Source organism: Aliivibrio fischeri ATCC 7744 = JCM 18803 = DSM 507 (assembly GCF_023983475.1).
In the GTDB taxonomy this organism is placed as follows: domain Bacteria; phylum Pseudomonadota; class Gammaproteobacteria; order Enterobacterales; family Vibrionaceae; genus Aliivibrio; species Aliivibrio fischeri.
In genome coordinates this window covers 105,589-130,563 of record NZ_CP092713.1, presented here as the reverse complement: position 1 = coordinate 130,563, position 24,975 = coordinate 105,589, and the positions used below count along the sequence as shown (strand labels likewise).

Genomic DNA, 24,975 nt, shown 5'->3' with positions numbered 1-24,975 from the left:
TCCTTACTTTTGATGATCAGTTTGTTTGTTCTCTGTTCCATATAATACGATCACTTCCTCTATAAATGCCAAAATGAATGATCGCTTTTATAGAATCTTCAAAAGATTGGTTATTATCAGCATCTTGTTGCAACCACGGTAAGTTTAATAAAGAAAGCGTTGGTACAACTTGTCCTCGGTTGCCATTACCTGGTGCTGTGAATGTCATACTTGTTGAGCCATCTTCAACATGAGTATTATCTAAACTTGCTTTTGTTGTCCCTTTTCCTACGGGTAGTGCATTAGGATCTTTACCTACATCAAAACTGAACTCAGGCATAGATAAAACGGTACAGCTGTCATCGATTTTGACGAATCGATTGCCGGTATAAGATTCCGTTTGTATTTTAGATTCAAGATCATTCAATTCAGAGCCATATGCATCTTCCATAGTGATACGACCCCATTCTTGTCGTTGAGTATCTGTGGCTGGAAATGCGTAACCCAGACAAGCACCAGAAGCATTGGTTTTATGACAAATTTGGTCTTGATCTCTTAAGTCATCCGTCGCTAATTGCAGCGTTATTGTATCTTCAACGGGTGCTTTAGGATTGAAAGGTTTTATGTAACGTAAATTCGCCCCTTGCAGCTGCATTTTAGCTTGTGCTGGTAATTTAATTACGTTCCCCGGTGTTGCAAAACCAGAGCGCTGCCCTAAAACTGAAAGGGTTTCACTATCAATGATGGACATATTTGATGGTGAAGCTGTATAGGTTCTTAAATTCCAACCATTGTTATAACGCCACCATGACCCAATTGTGTAGTTTTGCAGTAAGGTTCCCGTTTCAGATAACGGATAAAGACTTAATGTTGGTGATTCTGTAAAGCTGAACGTTTGTCCCATGTAAGTAAAATCATTACAACCCTTTTGAATGCTTGGTTTATCTCCCAATACATTAAAGTAAGCAGGAGTAAATCGACCAATAGAGCCTGTATTTGCCGCTTTAATTTGATAAGCAGAACTGCCTAAATAGCCTTCTGGTGGGGTAACCGATATGTCAAATACACCCACTTCACTAATACTTTGAGGGACACGGTTGGTACTCCCTTGTGCTATTTGGTGATCGTAGTGGTTGGTCGATAAGTTACCTGTATTTCCTCCTAACTGTTGAGAAGGAGCAATTAACGTATGATCCAAAATTAAGTTATCTTGAGCGTAGTTTGGTGTCACTGGGTTATCAGCAAGATAGGTGTCGTTATCTCCCATCCATGCATGCGCTCTTACATTTAAATTAAAGGTTTCACCGGCGTGAGCAAAAATAGAGCAGCTTACGTCTTCAGATGAACAATTGCTGTTAGCACTTGAGTTATTTTTGTCAGTAACATAAGCACTTAAACCAACAGGAATACTGACAAATAAGTCACTGCCTTCAATGTTTTGATAGTAACCTTTTTGATATTTAGCATTTAGTTGCAGTTGGCCAGCATCTGCGTAATTTAAGGTTATTTTTGCTTCGTTATTGGTAAAGTTTAATGCGAATGTGGTTGCGGCACTTTCTTGTTTTCCAATGTCTTTCCATGAATTATTTACTAATCCATACAGTGTAGGTGAGCCAATTAAATTACTTTGTTTTGGTGTAATGTAATCAGACCATAGCTGAATGTTTTTGGTACCAGTAAATGAGCTGCCACAGCCTTTGATGGTAGCCTCAACAGGTTTATTGGCTAATTTATCAGGAACAATAACCGTCAAACCTTCTGATTCGAAGTTAAGGGTACAGTTTTTATCACTCAATGATTGGCCATTAATGCTACATAGCGTGTGACTAAATGGTTTTGTTGATGGTGATGAACTCACAACATCCAATTTAACGTTACCTTGGGTTGGTTTACCTATTGATAAATTAGCAATCCCGTTTCTAACCGTAATATTATTGCCATTTAACCAATAACCATCGCCACCTAAATTATTGGTATCTAAGGTAACATCAACATCTTCAGTAAATAGAGTTGAGCAAGATTCGTCAGCACAAGCACGTAATGTGACATTAGAAACATCACAAGTAGACCCTTGTCCTGAATGATCAAATTCAAAGTGATCAATTTGCTCACCAATTGGTTTTGAGTAAAGTGCACACACTTTGAAATTATCAATCTCATGGGTGTTATAAAGCTGACCCGTTGAACCGGTTAATGACATGATAAAATTTTCAGGTGGTTCATCTTGATTGTATTGTGGCCTTAAAACATCAATCGGCCCAATTTCTTTACGAAAGTCAGGTGCGAGCCCAGCATTAACCACACTACGTTCAACCGTTACATTTGCGTTATTTCGGTTGGTTGAGTCAATAGTAATACGGTAACGATGTGTTTTATTATAGCCATTATTATTGTCAATATCTGTAGATACACGGGTTCCTGTAATGTAGTTATAGCCTGAATATCGAGCACCAGAACCACGTAATACAATAGATTGTGCTGTATTATAAGAGTTGTAGTTTTTAGACCCGCCTTCTTTTGAATAGTTACCGTATTCATCTAGACCGATGCCAAGCCAACCGCCCGTAAATCCGGGTTTAACGGCTTCGGAGTTATTTTTAAAGCCATAGCCTAATGGGCCACCAAAAGCACCCGCTTGTGGGGTTACTTCGGCATCAGAAAATACAATGGCTAAACCATCAGCACCGTTGCCACCATGAGCCATGTAATCAAATTCAACTTCGATTTTATTGCCAAGTGCAGGGTACAAATATTGGTAAGAAGAAGCGGTTGATTGTGCTCTTCGCGCTTGTGTCAGTTGTAAACGGCCGTTTATAACTGTCGGTGTAAAAGAACCGCTACTTCGGCTTGTTACCCAGCTTGTGGTTAGACTGTCAAAATTATCCTCATAACAGGTCATTTCGATGTTATCAGGACACGGGTGGCGCTGCTGATAAAGTTGGTTCACTTGTTCATCTGTCAGTGCTTGATCATAAACGTTTACTTCGTCAATCAAACCATCAAAAGTACGTGTTAAATCGTAATCATTACCCACTTGTAATGGTTGTGTATTTTCTTTTAAGTGCTTAAGTGGGTAAACCGGCTCTATAATTGAACGAACTTCCACACCATTAACGAAAATAGAGGCTTTATGCGTGTTATGAGCGTCATAGCGGATCACGATATGTGACCAACGGTTAAGAGGAATGCTCTCTCTTGTGGTTAAATTTATTGGATAGTAAGTATCTTTTAGTTCCCAATACCAATTTATTTGGCCTTGAGAGTTTAGGTGAAATTCATAGTTTCCATTTTTCGATACAATGGTATTTAAACGATTATAAGAAGGGTAAGAGCTAGGGTTGATCCACGCACTTACTGTAATCGTATCTTCGTTAGATAACTTACTATTATGTGGTACTTCAATGTATTGCGTTTGGCTTTTTTTGAAGTCACCATAGCCACACGTACCCATGTTTGCCATATCAACAGGCAGTGCTGGGTTGTCTTTCTTTGGTTGAATTCGGTTTTTGGCTGTGCCGTTAAAATCGTTACCAGAACTGTCTTTAACTTCACCAATTGCACCACTCCATGAGTTCTCATCTAAGCGTAGAGATAACGCCGCTGGTGGAAGTATTGGCGGTGGGGTTAGTGTTTTGTTGATATAGGCATCACCTTCCATAAATAGTTTATGGCTCGATACCCTCCCTAAAATATGGCTATTATTATTCAGAGAAAGAGTGTTGTTTGCATAGATATAACCTTCAACAGAAGCATTATCATTAAGTTGAATATTCTTATAACCAATAATGTAAAGTGATGCATTATCATTTAGTGTTATTTTTATTTGATTACTAAGGGTAAGGTTGTCATATATAAAAAGGCGAACGTTGCCAGATATTTTTATTTCTGCGTGACCAGTTACTGATAAATTTTTAATCCAATAGTCACCTGAATTTAATGTTACTTTAGCGTTGTCTTCAATAGCTAGTCCATTTAGATAGGTAGTATTGCTTGAATTTTTTATGCTTGCATTACATGTGTTTCGAACTTCAATACGATTATATTTTCTATTTTTATACTCTTGAGAGCCTGAATTACAGCTGCGAAATTTAGTTGAATCACTTGTTTGAAAAGAGCTTAATGAAAGAGATGGAGTATTGTTTCCTGTGATTTGACAAGATTTGTATCCGCCTGAAGCATTATCACAGCTGTCATTAGGTAAGCCAGCCCCTTGGTTGCTAGAGCAAAAATCTAAGCTATTACCGTGTGTACCGTTAATTTTAGCCGAATTATTCATTTCTAATTGTGCATATGGACAACTTTGATATGAATTTGAATGCCCTTGAGCTATCCCTGGAAAGTAAGTATTTGGATTAATCGTTGGAAAAGCGAATGCGCTCAATGGCATCAAACATAAGCTAAACGCTGAAATAATCAGTGAGCGAGAGAAAGGTTTAATCATCACTACGAATACCTACTTCAATAATACGTTGCAAGGTGGTGGTTCCAAATTTACAGGTGGCTGTGCTTGTTAAGCTGTACACTTTTCGGCCTGAATCTAATGTTCCAATAGGTTTGCATTTTACTTGTGCTTCGCATTGCGATAATCCATCACCCGAGAAGGTGTAAACACTTGGTGTATTGTCAGCAACAAAGCAACTGCCTGTTTTTTCCATATAGAAACGACTGATCTCAATTTGAGTGCCAGATTGAGCTGCCATATTAGTGCGAGTTCCCATAATAGAGGTCACGACATGTGTGCTCATTTTTTGTTGGTTCTTCGTTGCCATTAAAGCAATAAAACCGACGACGATAAGAACAAAAATCGTCAGGATCAGAGCGGAACCTCGCTGAGATTTATTAAGGCGTATTGGCGATAAGGACGTCATGATCCAACTGCACCTCTTCATTGTTATCAGTGAAAACAAATTGCATTTTTACTAAGCCATTACGAACTAAAGACGCTTGTTCAACATTGAATGTGGCGAGTTTGATTTTTTCAGCCATTAATTGACGAGTGCCTGCGCTAAGTTCATGTGGCGATAATTCAGCTCGAGAAAGAGGGTAATCCGCGTAGCGATATAGTCGACTTCCTTCTAAGCAATAAGCGACTGGTGTTTTATAAGCATACAGTCGGTGAGCTGGAGAGTTTGCACTAAAGCTAGTTGAGCGAGTGAGTGTCACATCAATCATTTGTGCATTTTCACTTGGCTGAAAATCGATATCACGCTTTACTTCAGCCATGCGACTTACGCCATTGGTTGGTAACGTTGAACGTAAATTTTGAGCGTTAACTGGCATGATGACAATGCGATCACCCGCTGAAAATCCATGTTCAGGTAACACTCGGATTTCGGTTGATTTAGCCGGTGCTAAAGGTAGGGTTTCATAAACCGCCGTATTTGTGATTGGTAGCCACTCTATGCATTGTGTCGTTTCATTGACTTCTACGCTGTTGGGTACTGCATCTCGAATTTCTTTGTGCATACGTTCCGTTACAAAGCGTCCTTGAAGGATCAACTCTTCTCTCGTTGTTGTGTCCGCATAAAGAGACATACTGTGCTGAATTATGGCACCAAGAGACAAACCAACCACCGCAAGTAAAATGATAGAAATAATCATCTCAAGTAGAGTAAATCCAAGGGATCGTTTCATTAAAAGTTACCTCGAATCACTGAAAATACGTAGTGTTGTCCTGATGGGTCGACCACATCAACAACAATACGTTTTCTGTTTCCGCTGATAGTATCAGGCTTTCCATCTAAATTAGCGTCGTAGAAAACCTCAATAGAAATAGAGAAGTTAGGGTAGATACCAGCTAAATCGTTACCTAATACATCTTTTACTGAGCCGGATAGTCCATTAAAGTCATCAACATCGTTGTAGAGAGTTCGTGTTGTTTTATCTTCATTCGCTTTTTTATCTGGTCCTAGATCTATTGGTTTTGTACAAGGATTGATTGTTGAACCACATACTGGTAATCCACCATTAGGACCACTATTTTGGTCAAATTGACGACCTACAATTTCATCCATCACCGCAGCACCCAATTCAGATGCTTTTGTTGAGTACATTAATTCAGCATTATGCTGTGAACGAGGAACGAGTGAAGTGGTTACGATAAGTAAAGCCGCACTCATTATAATTATCGATAACACAATCGAAATTAAGCTAAACCCTTGTTGATGTTTAACAAGCATGGATATAGCCCTCTTTTTCGATACAAATTTTAGTTTGTGTTTTGGCGGTAATTAAAATTTCACATGATGTGTTTTGGCACTGTTTTATACGTCCCATCGCATCAAAATCAAAGGCAAAAGGTGTGGTAAGTGTTTTGTATTGGTTTCCTATTTGCAATGCGAAATAGGCATTTTGTTTTTCTAAAATAGCCACGTAGGTGAGGTCTTGGTTTTCAAGATACTCATTATTTCGCTGGGCATCTGGGAATGAGGTTGCACATTCAGTTTCTTTATCAAGGCTAACTTGTTGTGCACGATTTTCGTTAATTAGCCATCGGTTACAGTAACCGTTTCGATTCATAGCTCGAGTTTGGGTTAAACGTAATGAACGCAATAATTCCGTTTCTAATGTTTGTGCAGAAACGCTACTAATTCCTGAGAAATAGCTGCTGGCACTGAGTGAGACAATTGAAATTAAAACAATTACTGCAATAAGTTCAATTAATGTAAATCCATCTATTTGATTACGAGTCATTTTTTCGTTACAAAATATTTAAACCGTATGAAGGTTGGGTAGTTTACGGATAAAAGTTTTTAATAGAAGTAAAATAAGAAGCATTAAAGTGAACAATGCATTATCTATGTTGTTTTTTTATGTAAAAACTCATGAGCATTCATCAAAGTTATTGCGACGAGGTTCAAATTATAATTTTTACCGAAAATACTCGTATTTTTAAAACTGTCAATGGATAAGTGAACTGTGGAGTGAAAAGGGAGAGGTTGAACACTTTAATCGAAAATATAAGTGGTTATTTTAGTATTCGTATTTGATAAGAAGTAGATGTAAAAAAGGCAATAATGCATGAAACATTATTGCCTAAAAGTAGCCGATATATGGTGTTTAAATTACATGCCTACTGACATATGTAATCCATAAAACACGCCTCGGTTGATAAGTTCAGACACGAGAATACAAACAAAGCTTAATAATATTACTGGAAGCTTTGGTTGGCTTGACATCAAACGTGGCGAAAACATCAGAACAAAACCAACAAATAATAAGCCAAGGCGTAAAACTTGAAGTGTTGCCATGTTAGGTATGATGTCAGATGCAACAATGATTGCAGAACTGATATGGCTCAACCCAATCAATTGGCTAACCGTTGCAATTAAACTAATAGCAAGAGCAATTGATGCAAATACTGGTAAAGCATTATTTAACTCTGCGTGTTTATGATTAGTCGCGACCAATAACGTGTGAGCAAATGCTAGACCAGATATAGCCATGGTTAATAGGAACATTATTGGTGTGTAAATGCTGTTCCATGTTGGTACGGTATTAATTAAATACACCTTGATCATGGCATACATAAAACCAATCCCGATAACCATAGAGATGAGCAATAAGCCTTTTTTCAATGCATCAGAGCCTTTATTCACCACTTTTAACAGCCAGTAAAAGCCACCTGCGGCAAAAAATAAGCTAGAAGCAAAGATCTCATTTGATAACCAAGAGCTACCAACACGATTAAGCGCATTAAATGCTCTAAGTGGACTACCTAAGTGCATTGTTGATGCGATTAATCCTAGTCCCATTAATACCCAGATAAAGAACATATTACGATGTAATCGTACATCTTCATCTTGTGATAATTTACCACTTAACGTCACGCAACCTAATACTAAAAAGGCACCGACAGCAGTTTGAGAGAGTACCGTGAATAAAATCAACGGCCATTCATGCCAAGCCATGTTATACCTCCTTAGGGTTTGCTAGATGACCCGTTTGATCATCTGTTGGACGAGCGTTACGGTTTGGCTTAATCACAATGTTTGGTTTTGTAATTAATGATGAAGGCAACGGAGCCACATCTGCATTTGTTCCGTATTTTTCACGTAACTCTGCAATTGGACCAAATTCAAGAGCTCGTAATGGACAAGAACCCACACAAATCGGTTCTAACCCTTGGCCTACACGTTCATAGCAACCATCACATTTTGTCATGTGACCTTTTTCTTCATTGTACTGAGGTGCACCATATGGGCAGGCCATCGTACAATATTTACAACCGATACAAACTTCCTCGTCGACAACAACGAATCCATCTTCTCGTTTATGCATTGCACCTGACGGACATACTTTAGTACAAGCAGGTTCATCACAATGGTTACACGCAATAGATAGATAGTATGAGTACACACTTTGGCGATAAATTTCGCCTTCTTTTAGCCAATCACCACCGGCATATTCATATATACGACGAAAATTAACACCGACATCCAAGTCTTTGTTATCTTTACAAGAAAGTTGGCATGTTTTACAACCAGTACACTTACTTGAATCAATATAAAAACCGTATTGTTTCATTATTTAACCCTTATGCCTTCTTAACCAGTTGCACATCTACTAAGTTCGTATGTTGCGGATTACCTTTTGCTAACGGACTTGGACGTTGAGTTGTTAGTACGTTAATACAACCACCGTGATCAACTCTTTGACCATCAGGGGCATACCAACCACCTTCGCCAAGAGCAACTACACCCGGCATCATACGAGGGGTCACTTTTGCTGCGATATGAACTTCACCACGATCATTAAAGATACGGATTAAATCACCATTATTAATGCCACGTTGCTGAGCATCCATTGGGTTAATCCACATCTCTTGAGGTGCTGCATCTTTTAGGATGCTTACATTCCCATAGGTTGAGTGAGCACGAGCTTTATAGTGGAAGCCGGTTAATTGAAGTGGGTAATTACCCGTTTTTGATTCTTCATAGCCTTCAAAGTTAGGTACATAAATTGGAAGAGGGTGAATAACCTCGTCTTCTTTTAGTGTCCATGTACTTGCTAATTCAGCCAGTTTTTCAGAATAAATTTCGATTTTTCCTGTTGGTGTTTTTAGCGGGTTGGCTTCAGGATCTTTACGGAACTCTTTATAAGCAACGAAATGTTCGTCAACTTTACGCTTATAAATACCTTGTTCACGCATAGCATCAAATTCAGGCAAGCTTGGATCTTGAGCTCGTGTTAATTGGTAGAGGTGACGTAGCCAACCTTCTTGATCTCGACCTTCAGTAAATGCTTCTTTCACACCTAATTTATCAGCAAGGCCGGTACAAATATCATAAATACTTCTCGCTTCAAATTGAGGTTTGATCGCTTGAGAAGCAAAGATAAAGTAAGGCATGTTACCTGCTGACGCATCCATACAGAAATCAGATTGCTCAGAGGTGGTTAGATCCGGTAGAACGATATCCGCGTATTTTGCAGATGATGTCATGTGGTTATCAATAACCACGATCATTTCACAGGCGCTGTCATCTTGTAAGATAGTATGTGTACGGTTGATATCTGCATGTTGGTTGATAATACAGTTACCAGCGTAGTTCCAGATGAACTTGATTGGCACATCCAGTTTTTCTTTTCCTCGGATACCATCTTTCGTTGCTGTCATTTCAGGGCCACGAACGATTGCATCTGTCCATAAGAACATCGGAATAGAGGCTTCCACTGGGTTACTAAGCGTTGGGAAGCGAACAAATGGAATGCTAGAGCTACCTTCACGAGCACCAGTACCACCACCGTTAATACCAACATTACCTGTTAGAAGTGCTAGCATAGAGATTGCACGAGAAGCAATTTCACCATTAGCGGTACGTTGTAAGCCCCAGCCTTGGATAATTGCACACGGTTTTGTTGAACCGATTTCACGAGCAGTTTTAATGATAATGTCTTCAGGAATACCAGTAATCGTTGACGCCCATTTTGGTGTCTTTTCAGTATTATCACCACCAAGACCTAAAATATAAGACTTATAATCACTATTTGCAGGCGCTGATGCTGGAAGTGTTTTTTCATCGTAACCAACACAATATTTATCAAGGAAAGCTTGATCAACTAAGTTTTCTTTGATCATGACGTGAGCCATCGCTGCAATGAAAGCAGTATCTGTACCTGGACGAATAGGGATCCACTGATCTTCACGGCCACCTGCGGTATCAGTATAGCGTGGGTCGATAACGATCATGCGAGCGTTAGATTTTGCCTTACCTTCCATGAAATGATGGATAACACCGCCACCGGACATGCGAGTTTCAGCTGGGTTATTACCAAATTGAACGATTAGTTTGGTATTTTCTAAATCTGATGGTGAGTTATTAGCTGCAAAACCACCGTAAGTATGGTTTAAACCTTCAGCAATTTGTGCCGTTGAGTAGTCACCATAATGGTTAAGATAGCCACCATTCAAATTCATTAAGCGAGCAATCAAGCTGCCACCTGGAGGCCAAGACTTAGTAACAGTACCACCTAGAGTACCTGTTCCGTAGTTTAGGTAAATTGCTTCGTTACCATATTCTTTTTTAATACGGTTAATGTTGTCTGCAATTTCTGTAAAAGCTTCATCCCAGCTAATACGTTTAAATTTACCTTCACCACGAGCACCAATGCGCTTCATTGGGTATTTTAAACGGTCAGGATTATAAACTCGGCGGCGCATTGAGCGGCCACGTAAACAAGCTCTTACTTGGTGATTTCCATATTCATCATCACCAGTATTGTCAGTTTCGACCCACTTAATTTCACCATTAGACACATGCATACGTAATGGGCAGCGGCTGCCACAGTTAACAGTACATGCACTCCAAACGACTTTATCTTCAGCCGTTGCAGGTTGTGGTGCAGCAGAAGCAGAGCGAGAAGCAAAAGGAAGCGCTATACCACTAGTAATAGCTGTGATTCCACCCAATATAGACCCGCCTTTTACAAAACTGCGACGGCTTATTTTTGGGGTTAGCAATTGTTTTAATTTCATGTATCGACATTCTCTAAGTTATATCTTGGGATTGATATGTTCCGATGGAAATTATTATCATTACGATCACTACCTCTCTATGGGTAGTTATTCACATAATTTAATTTTTATATATAAATAAACATTGTTTTTGATCAAGCAAAAGAGACTGAGTTATAAATATGACTATTAATAAGCTTAAATGTATCGATTTTGGGAATGTTGTTTCATAGGAAGAATAACTTTGCTAAATATTGAATATATTAATAGTGAATTTAGTTGAGCGAGAACAAAAAAAACCTTAACACTTATAGTAAGATTTAAATCAATGGTTAAATTTTTATATAAGAATATTAATGGAAAACATAAGTGCTGCGGCAAAATTATTTGGTAGTCTTTTTTATTATCCACTAAATAATGAGAATAATACTCAATACATAAATTATATTAAGCAAAGTGAAGATTTGGATGATACTGAGTTTTCAGATTTTATCCGAGCGTATGAATCGACAGATAATGAACTTGTTGCAGATGATTTTCAGCGTTTGTTTGAAGGGGGTGATGTTATGCCTGCACCACCTTGGGGTTCAGTATACCTAGATAGAGAACAAGTTATATTTGGTGATTCAACTTTACGTTTCCGCCAGTTTTTACTTAGCCATAATATTGAGTTAAACACAGGAATGAGGGAGCCAGAAGATCAGTTTGGGCTTTCTTTATTAGCAATGGCTATGATGATCGATCAAGAAAAAGATGAAAGTGTTATTTCAGAGCTACTTTCAGAGCATTTATTGCCTTGGTCATATCATTATTTAGAGTTAGTTAAAAAACACAGTAAAACTGATGTATATAAAACATTATCGGATATTACTGTTGGTTGGTTAACTGCATTACAAAAAGAACTTAATATTACACCACATGAATATAAGTTGTATTTTTAATGAAAGATAAAAGAGATGAAAACTATTATCGTTCTTATTTAGAGCATAAAACAGTAAGCCGACGTGGTTTATTTCGTGGGCTATTGTCTGGTGCAAATAAATCGTTAAAAGAGTCATCTCAAAATACAATTAAACCAATAGTCGCAAGGTCTCCTTATGCTATCGAAGAGGGGCTATTCAGAGAGCTTTGCCAAGATTGTGAACAGTGCGCTACTGCATGTCCTCAACATGTAATAGAGATGGTGGATGCTCGTCCTCAATTGAATCTTGATTACAATCACTGTACTTTTTGTGAAGAGTGCCAGTTGGTATGTGATTCAGGCGCTCTAGGTAAAGAGTTAGGTGTTATCAATTTACAACCTGAGTTTATTTCAAGTTGTAATAATAAACTTTCTGGAGGGTGTGAAGTGTGTGCTGATGCCTGTCCGCAGAAAGCGATAATCATAGAACCTAGAAAGTTGCCACAAGTGGATGCCTCTTTATGTAATGGCTGTGGTTTATGTCGTTCTGCATGCTTTATTGGTGCAGTACAAATGACTTTTGTTGTTCCAAGCTAGTTTGTATTTAAATGTATTAAAAAAGGTGACGATTGAATGTCACCTTTTTTATTATTATGAGAGAACATAACCAGCGTATTAACGCTGTTCTAATGGGTAAGAGCGGTAACTCCACATACCATAAACGCGTAATGCATCTCGGTAGATACCTAATAGTTCTTTATCTGTAGGCACTTTTAGCTCTTCAAGTGGGCGATCATTGGCAGAGTAAGTATCAAATGTGATCCCTTTAGGGCCTGTTTGCCAACTTGCAACTTCAAATAATGCTTGTCCACGACGAACGTGACTTGCAGAACTGATGATAGTGGCATGATCGATATTATGTCGAGCTAATGCATAGCTACTGTATAAGGCATTTTCAACAGTGCTTCTTGCGTAATTATCTTCAATGATACGTGATGCATCAATGCCGTTTTTCACCAACCAATCAGCCATAAGTTTGCCTTCGGTTTTGTGGTTTTTAGGAACGCCTCCCGTTACAACAATGTATGAGTTAGGGTTTTTCTTCGCCATATCCAATGTTGCGTTTAAGCGATCAATCAAGATTGGGTTCATACTACCATCTGGGTTCAGAGCATAGCCTAAAGTAATAATGGCATTTTTGCCTTTACCTTGTTTTTTGATGGTATTACTCAATGGTGTTTCCACGATTCGGTCAATGGTTGACATTATCTTCTTCAGATCTGCAACACGGCCTTTATTAAGTTGCTCTAATGCCGTTAAGTGACGCGTAACTTCGCTTTTATTCCCTTTGAAGTTTTGCCAGATTACAAGATAAGAATGTGCGTCTACATCATCTGGAGCCACGCTTAAAATTTGAGTAAAGAGTTCGATTGCGCGATCAACATTGCTGTTATAGATCTGAGCATTAGCAGCAGAAAAAAGTAGGTCAACTCGATAAGGTTCAAGTTGGTAAGCTTCAAGAAGGCGATTAGTTATCATCTCCATGTTGCTTGGCATCTTCGCCGTAAACCCTGCATGTGAAATACGTGAAGGGTTCTTAAATACCTGATAAGCATCATTTAAAAGCTGATCCACAACCTGACGTTGAGAGGTCATCTCTGTATAGTCAACTTGTGGTTGAACGGTATCTAAAGCAGCAGCAACGTTTGTTGAGTACAGTGAGCCAGAGAAAATAACAGCAAGAGAAAGGGTAAGTAGGGTGCGTTTCATTATTTTTTATTCCAAAGGGTAAACGTAGTTTAATCCTATTACTTGAAAATAAAGAGTATTGTGAGCGCAATCGTATTTGGTTTTATTGGATTGAAGAGAATCCTAATAGTGTGAACTAATGTCACACAAGAAAATAGGGCTGGAATGGTTAAGTATGTGATAAAAGTTACTTTTCTTGTGAGCAAGATGAAGGTGCTTTTGGTTGTGCTATAGTGTCCTTCTCGCCCTCTTGAAAATAGGAAAAAACTAAAGTCATAATAACAACGCCTATTAAAGCAAGCCTTTTATTGATAATTAAAATGCGCTCTTTCTTCATATTTACCACTTGTTCTGTTTAGAGTCATTGCTTAAAAGATCAAAAAGAAATTCGATAAACTTCACAAGGCTCAAATACATGCCTAAAGAATCTACGTATTACAGTAATAATAGGCTAAAAAATACTCTATCATTGTGTGTATATTCAATGAGTAGGTGGGCTTAATGAAACAAAAGGATTTTTTTCTATATGCCGTTATGAGTGTGTTTTTAGGTATGCAAGGATGTGCATCATCTTCAGACATCAAGCAGAATGTAGGTCCTTCTGAGGTTGCTCATACAAAACAAACATTACAAATTGCTGGTTTAAAACATTGTAATAATGAAGGTAATGATTCAATTCACTTAAATCCAGATGAACCCTTAACAATTATTGTTCATGGGTGCTTTTCGTCTGCTGGACGTTTTCAGACTTTGGCTGATGTATATGGATTATATGACCAACAAGCCATTTGTTTTGAATATGATGATAGAAAGAGTTTAGAAGAAACCTCAGGTGAGCTAGTAACGGCTTTAAATCAACTATCAACTCAAAACCCGAATCAAGATCTGCATGTCATTGGTCATAGCCAAGGAGGATTAGTTGCTCGACGTGCATTAACTTCAGAAAGAGAAGACCAACAAACGGTCACGGCTAAGAAAGTGCAATTAACAACTGTCTCGTCTCCCTTTAATGGTATTGAAATTTCATCGCATTGTGGAATAACGCCACTACGTATTCTCTCGTTAGGTATTGTCGATTTGATTTGTTATGCCGTGACGGGAGAAAAATATCAACAGATCCCACCTAATGCTGATTTTATTGAGCAACCAGGTGAACTTGTTGCATCTGTCTCTCAGCATTTAGTCGTCAAAACCGATGAGCGTAATTCGTGTCGTAAGGAAAATGACAAAGGAGAGTGTATTGAGGACGATTACGTTTTCAGCGTTAATGAACAATCAAATAATCAAGTTGATGATGGTGTGAATACGGATTTAGTAACCGTAAAAGCAGGTCATGTTGAGATTGTTGGAAATGGTGAGTCAGTACCAACAGATTTAATTAATATATTAAAACAGCAAAAAGTATTGGTGGATAAATCGGATATCAATCAGCAAGAACAAGCGCGTTTACTTCAACTTCTTTATTCAACACCACAAGAATCAAATCTATAAAAACCAGCCGATGGAGGCTAATGCCGCTCGCTTAACAGCTAGTGGCTCTTTTTTTATAAGGGTAGCGCGGTGCTTTATAAAGCACTTGTCGCGGAAATGGTTTTCGCTTTCTTTTCTTTGGCAGGATTAGACGCTTTCCGCTTTCTCGTAGATTTTTCAGCTTCTTGGGCACTGTTCCTGGTGTTCGCCCTGAACACCACAGGAACTCATCTTGGATTAGCCTTAACGCATTAATAAAGCTTATTCTTAATGGTTCCATTTTATGAAAATCGGCCATTCTTTTCATTTCTAGACGAACGAGGTTATAAGAAATCAAAATCCCCCATAACTCTTGATATATTCCTTCTATTTTCAAGCTTCTAAGCACTGCTTGATTGTTAAGTTGACCTTGTTTTAATTCACCATAACCTTGTTCTATTTCCCATCGTTCCCAGTAAATTTCAACAATATCTTTCAATGGATAAGTCACAGGACACTCTAATGAAGTAATAAACCCTTTGATCTCTCCTTTCGGCTCAGGTATTAAAACTAAACGAGCTTGCCAGCTATCTCCGAGGTGAGGATATTTCTGTTTTGCATCAGGCGAAACTGGCATTTTAATCAGTTTATCGTAGTCTGAAAACTCTTCTAAAACGTCGTACCTAAATTTACTTTTTATTGGAGTTAACCAATGAGTATTTTTTCCTGCATTACGCCATGATTCAAAAAGTTCAGCGGACATAAAACCACGGTCAAAAAGAGTTAATGAATTATTTGGAGCGGAGCCAACTAATTGTTGTGCATAAGATATTTCACTATTGGTTATTGGTCCAAAAGCAGCATCTGAAATAAGGTGGGTGCGTGTAGACATGAGGGTAACAGCAAGAACTGAAGGAAATGTAGCCTTACCTGTCGCGTAGCCTAGCTTTTGGTTATCCTTAGTTTCAGGGGTTTTAAATTGAGTCCCGTCAACGCTCATGAGTTTAAGTCCACAAACTAAATCAGGCGATTCTTCTGTCTCCCATTTACTCGCAGTGGTATGAAATAGGTAACGTAATGGTTCATAACCAATACGCTGTCTAGCTTTTACGATACTACTTGTGGCCAAGGGAGGGAGCTCCCCTTTAGCATCAGGGAAGGCTAATTCTAATTTATCACAAACATCGCTAATGGAGCGGTTACGCATTAAGCCAATTCCAAGCACTAACCAAACAGCTTGTTCAGCAGGAAATCTGCGCTTTCTGATAGCGGCGCGACCAGTTTGGTTAACGGCTTCTGAAATCCACTCAATAGGAATATTTTTCCGAAATGAATCCATAGATTCAGGAAGGTGAAATTCTGCAGTTAATTGTAATTCACGAGAAAACTCAGACATAAAAAATCGGCCTTAAAATAAATTTAAGACCGATTATGAAGGCTGCAAAGGATCGTTCAAGTCCCTTAAACGATCGGCATTAGCCGATGGAGGCTGGTTTTTTTACACTACGATAGTTATCTACCGTATGTTTTTTTAATATAAGCTTCAAAATCATCACACATTTTTTGGTTGGACTCAGCATTGCTTGCTAATGTTGTAGGTCCATCAATAATCGTGATGTTGGCATGTAAAGGTGCAACGTCTGCTTGGGTTCGAGAGTTTAACTCTGCGATTTTATCTTGCTCTACTTTCCATGCATCTTGTGCCGATAAATTACATTCATCAGCTAAGTATTTCGCGTTAAATCCTTCCCCTGTTAATGCAATGATTGAATCATTGTGACTAACACTGTTGCCAGCATTCCAATAATGCTTAGTAAGCAATGGGCCGATCTCTGGGTTATCAGTTAAGTAGCCAAATTTCTTAGTGAAATAAGCGCGAGTTTGATATACCGCCATGTGTGCAAGTAAGTAACCATGATAAGCACAGGCCGCTTCATCTGACACTAAATGTGGTATTGCCATTAGTGGACGAGGGCTGCACGCTAGCCCTAAGATTTTCTTCTCTGAAGCACGAGCTAGTGCAGTGATGTTTTCTGGCGTGAGTTCTTCGTCACTTAATCGATATAACGCACGCTCAAAGTAAGGTACAACCAAAATACTGCGCTCTTGGTATGCTTTAAACGGTTGTTTGGAATCAATGATAGCCTTAATAATCTCATCAGGAACAGGAGTACCATTATCATCTAATGCGTATTGTTTTAACCAGTCAGCATCGGTTAATAAGCTGTCACAAAACATCGATTGAGTTTCAGCGTATGCCATTGATGTTGGAGCAAACTCTTGAGAAAAACACGGTGCGTTCATTTTTACATTTGAGAAGTGAGCCGCATGACCACCTTCGTGGAATAAGGTATTCATACCGTCATAACCACTACCAATTTGATCTGGCTTAGCGTTACTGGTGAAGTTAACTTTTGCTGCAATCCATTGGTTTTGATCGTAGAACGAAGGAATTGGACCATGACAGAATCCATTTGGATATTTACCTTTACGATCTAATAAATCCAATGTTAATTCTGCGCCTGAAAACTCAATATTCAAGCGGCCAAATGATTCAACCCAACGACGTAATGATTTAGAGAAAGGCACATATGGATCTAAGTCTCGCATAGCATCGCCAGCAAATGAGAAAACGAAGTTATGTGCAAGTAGTGCGTCTTTCCCTTTATCAGCAGCTAGTTGGTTTAAGCTTTGTTGATGACATTCATGGGTACGCTTTTCAAAGTCATCCAAAATGGTAAATAACTCATCAGCGCTCATTTTCTCTTTTTTCGTTACTGAATAATCAAAGAAAGTCTCAAATCCTTGAGAGCGAGCAAATTGGTTACGAAGTTTGATCAGTTCAATAAAACCATTTTGTAGTAGCCATTGTTCTAAATCGAGAAAGGCTTGGTGAGCAGAGTGACGTGTCGCTTGATTAGAGCTGGTACGAACAACAGATGCAAGAACAGGAAGAGAACCTTCAATGGTATCACCCGCTTCATTCACATAAGTCATGGCATGGTTTTGTTTTTTCTCAAACAAACCCGCTTCAAATTTTATCAGTTCTGATTTTAGCTTCTGTGCGGTTTCAGACTCGATAGCATGTGATTTAAATGTGGCTAACCAGCCTTGCAATCCAATCAGAGTTTGCTCTTTTTCCTCTGTATTTGTAATGGATTCAGCTTGTTTGATTTGTTGCTTTATGGCTGGAATTTGTGTGGCGTCACTTAAGAATTGCGTCCAAGCCGTTTCAGCTTCTGTTGAGCCGTTATGATCATCACTCAGCCCCATATAGGTATCCCAAAAGAAGTTTTCTTTGGTGCGATGAATAGATAAATAACGTTGGTTTAAGTCATTAAGATAAGCGGTAGCAGTCATTTTCTTCCCTTTAATGCAGACTTGTGAACTGTGATTATGGCATAAATTAAGTAAGGAGAAAGTCGGATAAATAAAAAGCTCAATTTGTAGTTAAAAAGACGCAGATTTAAAGACGAAAGCCCTAAGATGAATCATATCGGGCTTTGTCTTTATTGGATGTTTATACGTTTCGGAATTGAGCGACCAGAGATCCTTGAGAATCAATTGTCTCTGAGAGCGTATTGCACTCTTTCATGGTTTCATTTGCAATGTTGTGCGTATGTTCACAGACATTATTAATTGATTGAATGTTTGTATTCATGTCTTCGGATACTTTGACAATTTGCTCAATTGCAACGGATATTTGAGTGTTTTTTTCAGCAATAGCACTCACTTGCTCAAAGGATTCTTGTAACGTATGGCCTGATTTATTTGCTGAACCTACGCATACACTAGATAGTGATTTACCTTGTTCCATTGCTTCAACGGCATCTTGTGTACTTTGTTGTATCTGTTTGATCATATCTTGAATTTCTTTTGCTGAATCTTGACTTCGTTGAGCTAACGCTCTGACTTCATCAGCAACAACAGCAAACCCTCTGCCTTGTTCTCCGGCTCGTGCTGCTTCTATTGCGGCATTTAACGCTAATAGATTTGTTTGTTCTGCAATCGCTTGTATTACAGTTAACACTGAACCAATTTCGTTTCCGCGTGCTTCAAGCGTTGCAATAATATTGGAAGCATTGGTGAGCTGTGTTGAAAGCATCTGGATTGAATTTACAGTTTCTGTAACCGTTGTCATTCCCTCTGAAGTGACTTGATATGCTTCTTCTGTTGCTTGAGCTGTACTTAGAACATTTGCCGCAATATCGTTAACGGAAGCTGACATTTCTTGGATAGCATTAGCGACTTGATTGGTTTCTTGAGTTTGTTCGTTCAGGTTATTAACGGTATCTAGACAGTTAGAAGTTGATGATTTAGCTAGTGTTTCAATCTGCTCGTTAGAGTCTTGAATGCGCCCAATAATGGCATTAATTTCAGATTGACGCATTTTTAACGCAAGTTCTATTTCTGAAATATCATCCACATGATTCGTGTAAATTAACTCCATTAGTGGATTATCAAAGACCGCTTTTGCTTTAGTTGATAATTGCTCTAAACGACGAGTTAAAGAATAGACACTCAATAGCGAAAGTGTACTCAAAAGACTTAAGCCAAATAAAGGGGACCATTGATATGAAATAAGCGCCGCAACAATAAAACTAGGTATTAATGTTAAAGCGAAGCGTTGCCATAAACGAGTTCTTGGCAATGTTAATTTTAATGGTTTCTTACCTGATTTTAATGAAGCATATACTTTTTCAGCGTTAGAAATATGCTCTCGAGAAGGACTTAGTCTAACGGATTGATACTCTTTTATTTCACCATTTTGAAGAATCGGGGAGGCGAAAGCATCAACCCAATAGTAGTTTCCGTCTTTACATTTATTTTTAACTAGCCCCATCCATGATTTTTTGTTTTTTAGGTGAGACCACATATCTTTAAATGCCTCACTCGGCATATCTGGATGACGCACGATGTTATGGGGTTGTGAATTCAATTCATCTAACGTAAATCCAGCTACTTCACAAAACTCTTTACTTGCATAAGTAATATGACTTGATGGGGAGGTAATTGATAGCAAGTTATATTCTTTGGGAAATAGAACTTCTTTATAATTAGACGAATCTGTTTTCATGTCTTTGTCTCTTGTTGTCTCGATAAATTTCAGCAGTGAAATGTAAGCAAATATTACACCATACTGTATTTTTATTGAGGTTTTGTGACTGTTTTTTCTTGATACCTTCTATAACCTTGTCTTATTTATTATTTATGTTGTGAAATCAAATCTGATTCATTTCCGTTATGTGATGCTTTAGTGGTCTTATTTAAGGCGAGTTTTATTTTTTTGTTAAATAAAAGCTAGGTGAATCTGGTGGGTCATATTTTTGACAAGGAAAAATCAATAATTATTAAAAAAATATGTGAACGTATTAGTTGATATTTTTCTTTTAAAAATCAATAAATCACTTCATTTCTCATTAGACTTTTATTCACTATAACCTCTTGAACTCTCACTACGGTAACGATTGCTTATTTATATTTCGCTCAGTTTATGTGAAAATGCGCGCAAATTATGACTGCAACTTAACGCACTTTAGTAAGGATAGTTCCATGTCTCAGGACAATGCTCAACAAGTTGAAACAACATCAAATTTTGAAAAGAAATTGGATGGATTTTTTAAGATTTCACAACGTGGTAGTTCAGTTCGAACAGAAATGATCGCGGGTTTAACTACTTTTTTAGCGATGGTTTATTCGGTTATTGTTGTACCAAGCATGTTAGGAGCGGCAGGCTTTGATACTGGTGCAGTATTTGTTGCTACCTGTTTAGTTGCTGCATTTGGTTCACTATTAATGGGTTTATGGGTTAACTTACCAATGGCAATTGGTTGTGCTATCTCACTAACCGCGTTTACTGCATTCAGTTTAGTATTAGGTCAAGGTGTAAGTATTCCAGTTGCCCTTGGTGCTGTATTTATTATGGGTGCTTTGTTTACACTTATTACGGTAACAGGCGTGCGTCAGTGGATTTTAAATAACTTACCATCAGGTATTGCTCATGGTACTGGTATTGGTATCGGCCTTTTCTTACTGTTAATTGCAGCAGATGGCACGGGACTTATCGTAAAAAATGCACATGCGGGTCTGCCTATTATGCTAGGTGACATTACTTCGTTTTCTGTGATCATGTCAGTGCTTGGTCTTGCGGCTATCTTTGGTTTAGAAAAGAAACGTGTTCCTGGTGGCATTTTATTAGTGATTGTTGCTATCTCAATCATCGGTTTAATTTTTGATCCAAGCGTAACTTACAATGGGTTCTTTGCTTTGCCGAGTCTGGAAACTGCTGACGGTAGTTCATTGATCGGTTCTATGGATATCATGGGTGCTTTAACACCTGCGATTCTTCCTGTTGTGGTTGCTTTAGTTATGACGGCAGTGTTTGATGCGACAGGTACTATTCGAGCGTTAGCAGGCCAAGCTAATTTATTAGATAAAGACGGTAAAATCATTGATGGTGGTAAGGCATTAACAGCGGATTCTGCAAGCTCAATGGTTGCTGGTTTTGTTGGTGGTGCACCGGCTGCTGTTTATATTGAATCGGCGGCAGGTACTGCTGCTGGTGGTAAAACAGGCCTTACAGCAACTGTGGTTGGCGTATTATTTTTAGTTATGATTTTCTTATCGCCAGTAAGCTACTTAGTACCTACCTATGCAACGGCTCCTGCACTTATGTACGTTGGTTTATTAATGCTAAGTAATGTATCTAAACTGGATTTTGAAGATTCAGTTGATGCGTTATCTGGCCTTGTGTGTGCGGTATTCATTATTCTTTCTGCAAACATCGTAACAGGTATCATGATCGGCTTTACTACACTTGTTGTTGGCCGTGTTTTTGCTGGTGAGATTAAGAAACTGAATGTTGGTATTGTTTCTATCACGATTGCATTGATTATTTTCTATGTTGGCGGCTGGGCTATTTAAGTTGTCATAATCGATTGTTCAAAATTAAAAACGGATGGCATAGGCCATCCGTTTTTTTATGCGTGGAGTTGATTAAACTTACGGTTTTAGAGTATGGAATCCAGAGTAAATGCGAGTAAAGGTGGTAAACCAACAAGCGGCACCAAAAACATAGGCGATAATGGCAAAATGGGTTGGAAACAGACAAAATGCGATAAAACATGCAATGGTTTCTGTTCCTTCGGTTAAGCCGCTCATGTAATAAAGGGATTTGTGTTTATAAACTGGATTATCAATTCCTTGCTTACTTGCCATGATGGCAAAAGCTAAAAAACTGCTTCCTGTCCCAACAAACGAGAAAATTAAAAACGCACCCGCAATGGCATTTTGATCAGGATTAGCAAGAACAAATCCAAAAGGGATCAGAGAATAAAACAGAAAATCTAAACTGATATCAAGAAAGCCGCCCGCATCGGTGATGCCTTGTATTCGAGCTAATGCCCCATCTAATCCATCACAAATGCGATTCAAAGCAATAAATACTAGAGCCAACAAATATTGCTCTGCAATAAGAGCAGGGAAAGCTAAGCAACCTAAAACAAAGCCAAATAGCGTCGTTTGGTTGGCTGTAATTCCCAGTTTATTAATGAGCTTGGCACTTTGCGCTAAAGGCCAGCGAATCACTTTAATACTGAAACTATCAAGCATGAGTTACCTCCCAAGGCCAAGTAAGTACTCGACTTCCTTGTGGTACATCTTCTTTATCGTGTGTCACCATTAAAGCCGGAATATTGGCTTCTTTTAGCTGTTCAACCACCCAATCTCTAAATTGAATACGAAGGTCTTTATCTAATTTACTAAATGGTTCATCCAGAAGGGCCACTTTGGGTTTTGCAAGTAGCATACGAGTTAAACTGATGCGCGCTCGTTGACCACCAGAAATCTGAGCAGGAAAAGAGTTGGCAAGCTTGGTTAGCGAGATATGTTCTAATGCTTGCATTGCTTGTGTTTTACGATCATTGCCTTTGATTGCATTAGGCAGTGCAAACGCTAAGTTTTCCCAAACGGTGAGGTGAGGAAATAACAAGTCGTCTTGAAATAAGATCCCGACATTACGTTTGTGAGCAGGGAGCTTGGTTAAATCAGTACTGTCTAGAGTTAGATTTCCAGAATAAGAAAATTCATCAGACAGATGGCCAGCAATGACATCTAGCAAAGTTGATTTTCCACAGCCACTAGGCCCCATTAAGGTTAGGATTTCTCCTTTTTTTACTCTCATATTCAGAGAGGTAAATAGAGCTTCACCACCAGTTTTATGAATAGCGAGGTTTTCGAGATAAAGACACATTTGGTAATTAACCTTAAATAGAAAGACGGCGACATTTCATCGGCAAACGGCTGATCATAATCGCAAAGGTAAAGAAAAATAACGGTAGTAAAGCCTGCCAAATTGCGTATATCGCAGTCACTCTACGATCAAAACCGCTTGAAAGCGCAACCGCTTCAGTTGTAATCGTGCTAATTCGACCCGCGCCGAGCATTAATGTCGGAAGGTATTGCGCTAAACTCACGCTGATCCCAACCGCCCACGCAAAAACAATAGCAGGAAGTAAGATCGGCATTTTTACCTTCCACCACGCTTGAAATGGTGATTTTCCTAAGCTTAGAGCAACACGAGTAAGACCCGTATCAAAACTCTTCCAAGGACCATCGAGAGCTAAGTAAACAAATGGGAAAGCAAAGAAAACATGTGCCCAACACACCCAGAAGAAATAGGAATCGCTACTTAGATAAAGTGTCACCACTTGCAAGCCAAATAATATAGAAAGTTGAGGGATAAGCATTGGAATCGCAATGATATAGCCCGGAACTTGCCATTTGTATTTAATGCGGTATTCATGAGCTAACACCGCAAGCACTAGCGCAATAGAAGCGGTAATGATAGCAATGGAAAGACTCTGATTTATGGTGCTTAAAATGCTGTCCCATTCTAGTTGCCAAAATCGTTCACTATAACGACTTGGTAATAAATCTGGGAAGCGCCAACGTTGTGCAAAACTCCAGATAAGCATTAATGGCACCATTAACACTGTGAGTGAAATGATGAGTAAGAAAAGTGATTTACCAGGAAGAGAAATACCGCTACGGCCTGAATATTGCCAGCATCTAATGCCTTTTGTTATCGTCCATTCAACCAAGCGAGCAAAAGCGATTAATAGAGAAGCAATAGCGAAAAGTACAACAGCTCCAGCCGCTGCACGAGGCAGTAAACTCAAGTCAGGCTCGGTAAACCATTGCCAAACTAAAACCGCAAAAGTCGGTGGGTTGGTTGGCCCAATAATTAATGCGACATCAACAACAGATAAACTGTACGCAATAACCGCAAGCATAGGGAAACGCAATTTTGTTAACCATTGTGGAAACACGCATTTCCACCACATTTGTGCTTTGCTATAACCCAAAGAGGCACTGACTTTCTCAATTTGATCAATTTTGAGTTGAGTAAGAATTGAGATGCTCATTAGCAGTAAGAACGGCACTTCTTTTAATGCCAGCATCACAATTAAACCAAGTGCATGAGGGTCTTTGATTAAGAACGCGAGATCATTAATGTCTTGAGGTGAAGCATCGTAACCAAATAGGCTATGAAGAGCGCGAACTCCCATCCCTGTTGGTGCAAACAAAAAAGCAAAACCAATAGCAAAAGCGACATGGGGTGTAGCTAATAAAGGCGATAGTGATAACTCCACTTTTCGCCAAAATTTACTTCCCCATGTGGCTTGTAAAACAGCGAAGGTGATCAAACACGCTAAGTAGCTGCTTGCAATGGCTGAATATATTGTGAGCCCGATTGAGCGCCATACTCCCTCCCAAGAAAAGACCAATGCAAAACCATCCAAAGAGAAGTGATGCATACCAAGAGGTGGAATATAGCCCAGAGCAGACACTGCAACTCCCAGTAAACCGGGAAGTGTAGGCAGAATACAGACTGCAATAATAATAAGATATAGAGCTCGTAACATACTAATTTTACTTAAAC

At 38.8% G+C, this 24,975-nt stretch carries 19 protein-coding genes; 4 read left to right on the top strand and 15 right to left on the bottom strand.

Annotated elements, in window-relative coordinates:
- Nucleotides 1–16: 16 nt before the first annotated feature.
- The 8 genes from AVFI_RS14250 to AVFI_RS14215 form a co-directional block, all read right to left on the bottom strand.
- On the bottom strand, nucleotides 17–4,420 hold the full coding sequence (locus AVFI_RS14250; protein WP_188863605.1) for a DUF6701 domain-containing protein: 4,404 nt from the start codon (nucleotides 4,418–4,420) through the stop codon (nucleotides 17–19).
- Nucleotides 4,413–4,847 (bottom strand): hypothetical protein, encoded by a 435-nt coding sequence (locus AVFI_RS14245; protein ID WP_054775681.1) that lies wholly within the window; start codon nucleotides 4,845–4,847, stop codon nucleotides 4,413–4,415. Before AVFI_RS14245 ends, AVFI_RS14250 begins: the two co-directional genes overlap by 8 nt.
- Complete coding sequence (locus tag AVFI_RS14240; protein ID WP_054775680.1) at nucleotides 4,819–5,613, bottom strand: PulJ/GspJ family protein; 795 nt, start codon at nucleotides 5,611–5,613, stop codon at nucleotides 4,819–4,821. The genes AVFI_RS14245 and AVFI_RS14240 overlap by 29 nt, the downstream gene beginning before the upstream one ends.
- Nucleotides 5,613–6,158 carry an MSHA biogenesis protein MshD gene (locus AVFI_RS14235; RefSeq protein ID WP_065594722.1) on the bottom strand — a complete coding sequence of 182 codons (546 nt, stop codon included), beginning with the start codon at nucleotides 6,156–6,158 and terminating at the stop codon, nucleotides 5,613–5,615. Before AVFI_RS14235 ends, AVFI_RS14240 begins: the two co-directional genes overlap by 1 nt.
- Nucleotides 6,148–6,672 carry a pilus assembly FimT family protein gene (locus tag AVFI_RS14230; protein ID WP_188863596.1) on the bottom strand — a complete coding sequence of 175 codons (525 nt, stop codon included), beginning with the start codon at nucleotides 6,670–6,672 and terminating at the stop codon, nucleotides 6,148–6,150. Before AVFI_RS14230 ends, AVFI_RS14235 begins: the two co-directional genes overlap by 11 nt.
- 371 nt (nucleotides 6,673–7,043) lie before the next feature.
- The gene (locus tag AVFI_RS14225; protein ID WP_069582567.1) at nucleotides 7,044–7,889 is read right to left on the bottom strand and encodes a dimethyl sulfoxide reductase anchor subunit family protein; all 846 of its coding nucleotides are present in this window, start codon (nucleotides 7,887–7,889) and stop codon (nucleotides 7,044–7,046) included.
- A gap of 1 nt (nucleotide 7,890) precedes the next feature.
- Nucleotides 7,891–8,505, bottom strand: a complete 615-nt coding sequence (locus AVFI_RS14220; protein WP_005421848.1) for a DMSO/selenate family reductase complex B subunit — start codon at nucleotides 8,503–8,505, stop codon at nucleotides 7,891–7,893.
- Between the two features lie 10 nt (nucleotides 8,506–8,515).
- Entirely contained in the window at nucleotides 8,516–10,954 is a 2,439-nt protein-coding gene (locus AVFI_RS14215; protein ID WP_188863595.1) for a DmsA/YnfE/YnfF family dimethyl sulfoxide reductase, read from the bottom strand.
- Nucleotides 10,955–11,289: 335 nt separating this feature from the next.
- On the opposite strand from AVFI_RS14215, the gene dmsD reads away from it, so the two are divergent.
- The gene (gene dmsD / locus AVFI_RS14210) at nucleotides 11,290–11,874 is read left to right on the top strand and encodes a Tat proofreading chaperone DmsD (RefSeq protein WP_054775679.1); all 585 of its coding nucleotides are present in this window, start codon (nucleotides 11,290–11,292) and stop codon (nucleotides 11,872–11,874) included.
- Nucleotides 11,874–12,431 (top strand): ferredoxin-type protein NapF, encoded by a 558-nt coding sequence (locus tag AVFI_RS14205; protein ID WP_054775678.1) that lies wholly within the window; start codon nucleotides 11,874–11,876, stop codon nucleotides 12,429–12,431. Before dmsD ends, AVFI_RS14205 begins: the two co-directional genes overlap by 1 nt.
- Nucleotides 12,432–12,509: 78 nt before the next feature.
- Here AVFI_RS14205 and AVFI_RS14200 read toward each other — a convergent pair whose 3' ends face one another.
- Complete coding sequence (locus AVFI_RS14200; RefSeq protein ID WP_155674139.1) at nucleotides 12,510–13,604, bottom strand: YdcF family protein; 1,095 nt, start codon at nucleotides 13,602–13,604, stop codon at nucleotides 12,510–12,512.
- Between the two features lie 480 nt (nucleotides 13,605–14,084).
- On the opposite strand from AVFI_RS14200, the gene AVFI_RS14195 reads away from it, so the two are divergent.
- Nucleotides 14,085–15,074: an esterase/lipase family protein gene (locus AVFI_RS14195; RefSeq protein ID WP_054775677.1), complete on the top strand. Its 990-nt coding sequence runs from the start codon at nucleotides 14,085–14,087 to the stop codon at nucleotides 15,072–15,074.
- 31 nt (nucleotides 15,075–15,105) lie between these two features.
- On the opposite strand, the gene AVFI_RS14190 is transcribed toward AVFI_RS14195, so the two are convergent.
- The 3 genes from AVFI_RS14190 to AVFI_RS14180 all read right to left on the bottom strand — a co-directional run bounded on the left by AVFI_RS14190 (nucleotide 15,106) and on the right by AVFI_RS14180 (nucleotide 20,109).
- On the bottom strand, nucleotides 15,106–16,428 hold the full coding sequence (locus AVFI_RS14190; protein WP_199414946.1) for an IS4 family transposase: 1,323 nt from the start codon (nucleotides 16,426–16,428) through the stop codon (nucleotides 15,106–15,108).
- Nucleotides 16,429–16,544: 116 nt separating this feature from the next.
- Complete coding sequence (locus AVFI_RS14185) at nucleotides 16,545–18,392, bottom strand: M3 family metallopeptidase (protein WP_188863900.1); 1,848 nt, start codon at nucleotides 18,390–18,392, stop codon at nucleotides 16,545–16,547.
- 160 nt (nucleotides 18,393–18,552) lie between these two features.
- Nucleotides 18,553–20,109, bottom strand: a complete 1,557-nt coding sequence (locus tag AVFI_RS14180; protein ID WP_054776208.1) for a methyl-accepting chemotaxis protein — start codon at nucleotides 20,107–20,109, stop codon at nucleotides 18,553–18,555.
- A gap of 476 nt (nucleotides 20,110–20,585) precedes the next feature.
- Here AVFI_RS14180 and AVFI_RS14175 point away from each other — a divergent pair, with 476 nt between their 5' ends.
- Nucleotides 20,586–21,956 (top strand): NCS2 family permease, encoded by a 1,371-nt coding sequence (locus AVFI_RS14175; protein ID WP_065640946.1) that lies wholly within the window; start codon nucleotides 20,586–20,588, stop codon nucleotides 21,954–21,956.
- 78 nt (nucleotides 21,957–22,034) lie between these two features.
- Here AVFI_RS14175 and AVFI_RS14170 read toward each other — a convergent pair whose 3' ends face one another.
- Genes AVFI_RS14170 through AVFI_RS14160 form a run of 3 tightly spaced genes read right to left on the bottom strand, consistent with a single transcriptional unit; the run spans nucleotide 22,035 to nucleotide 24,958 of the window.
- Complete coding sequence (locus AVFI_RS14170) at nucleotides 22,035–22,643, bottom strand: CDP-alcohol phosphatidyltransferase family protein (RefSeq protein WP_065640945.1); 609 nt, start codon at nucleotides 22,641–22,643, stop codon at nucleotides 22,035–22,037.
- Nucleotides 22,636–23,283, bottom strand: coding sequence for an ATP-binding cassette domain-containing protein (locus AVFI_RS14165; RefSeq protein ID WP_054776210.1), 648 nt, complete (start codon nucleotides 23,281–23,283; stop codon nucleotides 22,636–22,638). Before AVFI_RS14165 ends, AVFI_RS14170 begins: the two co-directional genes overlap by 8 nt.
- A gap of 13 nt (nucleotides 23,284–23,296) precedes the next feature.
- Nucleotides 23,297–24,958: an ABC transporter permease gene (locus AVFI_RS14160; protein WP_017019890.1), complete on the bottom strand. Its 1,662-nt coding sequence runs from the start codon at nucleotides 24,956–24,958 to the stop codon at nucleotides 23,297–23,299.
- Between the last annotated feature and the right edge of the window lie 17 nt (nucleotides 24,959–24,975).

Coding starts and splice junctions, on each gene's coding strand:
- AVFI_RS14250 (WP_188863605.1), bottom strand. CDS start 4,420: ATGATTAAACCTTTCTCTCGCTCACTGATTATTTCAGCGTTTAGCTTA.
- AVFI_RS14245 (WP_054775681.1), bottom strand. CDS start 4,847: ATGACGTCCTTATCGCCAATACGCCTTAATAAATCTCAGCGAGGTTCC.
- AVFI_RS14240 (WP_054775680.1), bottom strand. CDS start 5,613: ATGAAACGATCCCTTGGATTTACTCTACTTGAGATGATTATTTCTATC.
- AVFI_RS14235 (WP_065594722.1), bottom strand. CDS start 6,158: ATGCTTGTTAAACATCAACAAGGGTTTAGCTTAATTTCGATTGTGTTA.
- AVFI_RS14230 (WP_188863596.1), bottom strand. CDS start 6,672: ATGACTCGTAATCAAATAGATGGATTTACATTAATTGAACTTATTGCA.
- AVFI_RS14225 (WP_069582567.1), bottom strand. CDS start 7,889: ATGGCTTGGCATGAATGGCCGTTGATTTTATTCACGGTACTCTCTCAA.
- AVFI_RS14220 (WP_005421848.1), bottom strand. CDS start 8,505: ATGAAACAATACGGTTTTTATATTGATTCAAGTAAGTGTACTGGTTGT.
- AVFI_RS14215 (WP_188863595.1), bottom strand. CDS start 10,954: ATGAAATTAAAACAATTGCTAACCCCAAAAATAAGCCGTCGCAGTTTT.
- dmsD (WP_054775679.1), top strand. CDS start 11,290: ATGGAAAACATAAGTGCTGCGGCAAAATTATTTGGTAGTCTTTTTTAT.
- AVFI_RS14205 (WP_054775678.1), top strand. CDS start 11,874: ATGAAAGATAAAAGAGATGAAAACTATTATCGTTCTTATTTAGAGCAT.
- AVFI_RS14200 (WP_155674139.1), bottom strand. CDS start 13,604: ATGAAACGCACCCTACTTACCCTTTCTCTTGCTGTTATTTTCTCTGGC.
- AVFI_RS14195 (WP_054775677.1), top strand. CDS start 14,085: ATGAAACAAAAGGATTTTTTTCTATATGCCGTTATGAGTGTGTTTTTA.
- AVFI_RS14190 (WP_199414946.1), bottom strand. CDS start 16,428: ATGTCTGAGTTTTCTCGTGAATTACAATTAACTGCAGAATTTCACCTT.
- AVFI_RS14185 (WP_188863900.1), bottom strand. CDS start 18,392: ATGACTGCTACCGCTTATCTTAATGACTTAAACCAACGTTATTTATCT.
- AVFI_RS14180 (WP_054776208.1), bottom strand. CDS start 20,109: ATGAAAACAGATTCGTCTAATTATAAAGAAGTTCTATTTCCCAAAGAA.
- AVFI_RS14175 (WP_065640946.1), top strand. CDS start 20,586: ATGTCTCAGGACAATGCTCAACAAGTTGAAACAACATCAAATTTTGAA.
- AVFI_RS14170 (WP_065640945.1), bottom strand. CDS start 22,643: ATGCTTGATAGTTTCAGTATTAAAGTGATTCGCTGGCCTTTAGCGCAA.
- AVFI_RS14165 (WP_054776210.1), bottom strand. CDS start 23,283: ATGTGTCTTTATCTCGAAAACCTCGCTATTCATAAAACTGGTGGTGAA.
- AVFI_RS14160 (WP_017019890.1), bottom strand. CDS start 24,958: ATGTTACGAGCTCTATATCTTATTATTATTGCAGTCTGTATTCTGCCT.